The 4,096-nt window shown below is 52.5% G+C and carries 4 protein-coding genes and 1 tRNA gene; all 5 read left to right on the forward strand.

Annotated elements, in window-relative coordinates:
* A partial coding sequence (locus tag AC3DKE_RS08095; protein ID WP_487990399.1) for a putative solute-binding protein occupies positions 1 to 675 on the forward strand: 675 nt, incomplete at its 5' end.
* Positions 668 to 1,645, forward strand: a complete 978-nt coding sequence (locus tag AC3DKE_RS08100) for an alpha/beta fold hydrolase (protein WP_487990401.1) — start codon at positions 668 to 670, stop codon at positions 1,643 to 1,645. The genes AC3DKE_RS08095 and AC3DKE_RS08100, both read left to right, overlap by 8 nt.
* A gap of 80 nt (positions 1,646 to 1,725) precedes the next feature.
* Positions 1,726 to 2,787: a putative solute-binding protein gene (locus tag AC3DKE_RS08105; RefSeq protein WP_487990403.1), complete on the forward strand. Its 1,062-nt coding sequence runs from the start codon at positions 1,726 to 1,728 to the stop codon at positions 2,785 to 2,787.
* Complete coding sequence (locus AC3DKE_RS08110) at positions 2,759 to 3,883, forward strand: putative solute-binding protein (protein WP_487990405.1); 1,125 nt, start codon at positions 2,759 to 2,761, stop codon at positions 3,881 to 3,883. The genes AC3DKE_RS08105 and AC3DKE_RS08110 overlap by 29 nt, the downstream gene beginning before the upstream one ends.
* A gap of 90 nt (positions 3,884 to 3,973) precedes the next feature.
* Positions 3,974 to 4,049, forward strand: a tRNA-Asn gene (locus tag AC3DKE_RS08115).
* Positions 4,050 to 4,096: the final 47 nt, after the last annotated feature.

Below are 4,096 nucleotides of genomic sequence, written 5' to 3' on the forward strand. Positions count from 1 at the left end.
GCAATGCGTAAAGCTTTGGCAACGCTAACATCGCCGAGCTTGGCACCGCTAATGCGCGAAGGTCAGTTTGAAGTCGTAGGCGTGATTCCCTTGGGTGCTGCCTATGTGATGGTGCGTGATCGCGCTATCAACTCCATTGAAAAGGCTGCAGGTAAGCGTGTAGCAGTGATGGAGTGGGATAAGTCGCAAGCGAAAATGGTGCAGCGCATGGGTGCTCAACCTGTGGCATCGGACATCATCAACTTTGTTGGCAAATTTAATAACGGTCAGGTCGATATTATCGCTGCGCCAGCAGTGGCATACATGCCCTTAGAGATTTATCGCGGCCTTGGCGAAAAAGGCGCGATCTATCGCTTCCCACTCGTCATGTTGAGCGCTGCAATAATTATTCGCCACGATCGTTTTCCTCCAAATGTTGGGCAAAAATTGCGTGAGTTTGTCTATACACAAATCGATAAAGCCTTCGACTATGTTGAGCGTGAGGAAAAGGGTATTCCAGAGAAGTATTGGCTGGATTTACCGGCAAATGAAAAGACAAAATATGTCGAGTTGATGCGTCAGGCTCGCATTCAAATGACCCAGGAGGGTGACTATGACCCGCGCATGATGAAGCTACTCAAGCGCGTGCGTTGTGGCCAAGGTCAGGCAGCGGAGTGTGCATTAAAAGATGAGTAAGCCAGCTACCGCTCTTGAGCTAGAGTTCATTGAACAAATTGGCCCGCAATACTTAGCCTTAGCGGCGCCTCCAAATACTGCAAAAGTTCGAGCTTGGCGGTCACGCAGCGTTATGCCTTGGCTGAATCGTTTGCACGCGCCAGTCACTGGTCTGCTTAGGCGCCATGCCAAAGTCGAAGGCCAACGCATGGTCTGGTTAGAGGGTGGGCGCCGTGGTGCAGAGCCTGTGGTGTTAGTGCATGGTTTTGGCGCTAGCAAAGAAAATTGGCTGCCTCTGCTGCCGTTTATTTCTAAGCGCTTTCATCTATTCGTAGTGGATTTGCCAGGTTGGGGCGAGAGCGAGTTTTGTGCTGATAAATCCTATGGCATGGATGACCAAGTTCGACGTTTGGCGGACTGGCTAGCGAGTCGTAAATTAACGCCTGCGCATATGGTTGGTAGCTCAATGGGCGGCGGCATTGCCGGCCTACTCAGCGCGCGCTACCCACATTTGGTGCGCTCAGTTGTGCTGATGAATGCCGCCGGCGTTGCTGGCAGTGAGCACACAGCTTTTGAGCTGGGCCTATCGGAAGGCCGAAATGGCTTGATCGCACATAATATGTTGGGTGCTTACCGCCTATTAGCCACAGTGATGTCTAACCATTTTCTCGCCGCCACTATAGCTCCTGCTGCTGCTTTGGATTTGATCTCTCGGCGTCATGTTAACGAGCACTTATTTCGCCAACTGATGGCAAATGTGCCTGACTCAGCCTTGCCTACGTTTATCGATATTACTGGGCCGGCTTTTATTTTATGGGGCATCGATGATGCGGTGCTGCATGTATCTTGTGCCGACACCTTTCAGCAACTTATCCCACATGCGCGGCAGCGGCGATTGGCAGGTATTGGGCATTTGCCTATGGTAGAGGCTCCGCGAGTTACCGCGCGGATACTGCGGCGGTTTTGGCGCGATATAGCAGTGCAGACTTAGTAGCTGCCGCCGTGAGGTGAAGGTACTGATGCATTTGGCGTAATGGCCAAAATCAATAATAAAAAATGAGGCAACAGACAATGCATCGACTCCTTCGAGCCGCGCTAATACTCGCACCAGGCATCGCTTTAAGTAGCGTGGCATGGAATGCCAGTGCCGCCCCAGCAAAGCTCGCACCCTTAAACCCCGCAGTCGCTTTAAAGGTGTGCTTATTTGACCCCAGTGGTGCCAACGGTCCATTGGCGCAAACAGGTAAAGATTTGGCAGTAGATGCCTTGGCTTTCGGCCTTAAGCTCAATATCCAAACCTACCAAGATGAACGCGTGGCCAGCGATGACTTTAAAGCTGGTCGCTGCGATGTCGTTGGCATGAGCACGCTGCGGGCGCGCCAATACAGTCGCATCGTCGGCAGCATTGATTCGCCGGGCAATGTCCGAACTTACGAGCAAATGAAAACGTTAATTCGGGCACTCGCGCATCCCGACTTTATGCCGATGTCGATTACTGGCCGCTACCAAGTTATCGGCGTGCTGCCCATTGGTGCGCTTTACGTGATGACGCGCGACAAACGTATTAACTCCATCGAAAAAGCCGCTGGCAAGCGCGTGGCTGTGCTCGACTGGGACCCATCACAGGCAAAAATGATCTCGGCCATTGGCGCACAACCAGTACCTTCGGATATCACTACGTTTGCTGGCAAGTTCAACAATGGTCAGGTCGATATTATCGCTGCTCCGGCCATGGCGTTTTATCCGCTTGAGCTGTATCGCGGCATCGGCAAAGAGGGCGGCATTATTCGTTTTCCGCTGTTGCAAGCGACCGGCACCATTCTCATGCGCCGCGACTTGGTGCTACCCAAAATCCCCGACCTCGACGAGCGTATGTTGCAGTTGCGCGATTATGGCCTGCGTTTCATCGATACCTTTGTTGAGCGTTTGAAAAAGGCCGATGCTGACTTGCCGGAAGAGCTCTGGATTAACCTTTCTGCCGATGAGAAGGCGCGCTATTCACGAATGCTGCGCGAAGCCCGCATTAAAATGACTGCAGATGGCGTCTACGACACCAGCATGATGCATCTCTTGCGCAAAGTGCGCTGCAAACATGAGCCCGCAAATGAAGAATGTAGCCTGTTTGATGAATAACTCCCTGAGGCGAATTGCGCCCGCATTGGCGCTATTAGGGTTGATGGCCTGGCTGCCAACCGCTCATGCCATAGACGCCGATGACGTTAAAGCGAAGCTGCCAGCAAAGAGTAGCCTCGGTTTGCCAACGCCGTTACCAAAGCCGGTCAAGCTCAGCTTCTGCCTATTTGACCCATTTGGCACTGGCGGCAAAGTCGTGGCCATTGCCCGTGAGCTCGCTGTCTATGCCGAGGCTTTCAATCTATATGCCGACATACGCCCATACACCGATGAGCGCGTGGCATCGGAGGATTTCAAAGCTGGCCGTTGCGATGTTGTGGCTATTTCTACTTTGCGCGCGAAGCAGTTCAACAATGTCTTAGGCAGCATCGATGCGCCAGGCAACCTGCGTAATTATGCTGAGATGAAAACGCTGCTGACGCAGCTGTCTAAACCTGTCGTGGCTTCATTAGCGATTAATGGTCGTTACCAAGTAGCTGCAGTTGTGCCCATTGGCGCTGTCTATATTTATGTTAATGACCGTAGCATTAATTCGCTGAGCAAAGCCGCCGGCAAGCGTATCGTTGTGCTCGATTGGGAGCCCAATATGGCGAAGATGGTGTCTGGCCTTGGCGCTCAGCCAGTGCTCGCCGACTTCACCACCTATGCCGGTAAATTCAATAATGGTCAGGCCGACATCATTGCCGCACCAGCGCTGGCCTATAAGCCGATGGAGTTGGCGAAAGGCATGGGCGAAAAGGGTGGCGTGATTCATTACCCCTTGCTGCAAGCCACTGCCGCGATTTTGGTGCGTAGAGATTTAGTCTTACCGCGCATTCCAGACTTAGATGCTCGTTTGACCGAACTGCGTAAATTTGGCCTGCAGTACCTTGATAAACTTTTTGAGCTGTTAACCGAAGCTGAAAAAGACATCCCTGCCGCACGCTGGATGGAGCTGCCAGCCAACGAGCGCGCCCGCTATGACCAAATGTTGGCCGAGGCGCGAGTTTACTTAATGAAGCAGGGCGTTTATGACCCTGTGATGCTGAGTTTGATGAAGCGCGCGCGCTGCGCCCACCAGCCAAAAGCATCAGAATGCAGTAAGTTTGACGAGTGATGAACTGACTGCCTACTTTATCGGCAAATAAGCCCGCGATGGCTTGACCAGTCTTCGCGGCATCATTATCATTCGCGCTCGTTACGACGATCCCCGATAGCTCAGTTGGTAGAGCAAAGGACTGTTAATCCTTGGGTCACTGGTTCGAGTCCAGTTCGGGGAGCCATATTTAACAAGCACTTAGCCTCAGCTCACGCTGGGGCTTTTTGCTTT

This window comes from Paraperlucidibaca sp., from assembly GCF_982810325.1.

What these genes read in the sequence shown, in the direction of transcription:
- AC3DKE_RS08100 (WP_487990401.1), top strand. Translation starts at nt 668, where the DNA reads ATGAGTAAGCCAGCTACCGCTCTTGAGCTAGAGTTCATTGAACAAATT.
- AC3DKE_RS08105 (WP_487990403.1), top strand. Translation starts at nt 1,726, where the DNA reads ATGCATCGACTCCTTCGAGCCGCGCTAATACTCGCACCAGGCATCGCT.
- AC3DKE_RS08110 (WP_487990405.1), top strand. Translation starts at nt 2,759, where the DNA reads ATGAAGAATGTAGCCTGTTTGATGAATAACTCCCTGAGGCGAATTGCG.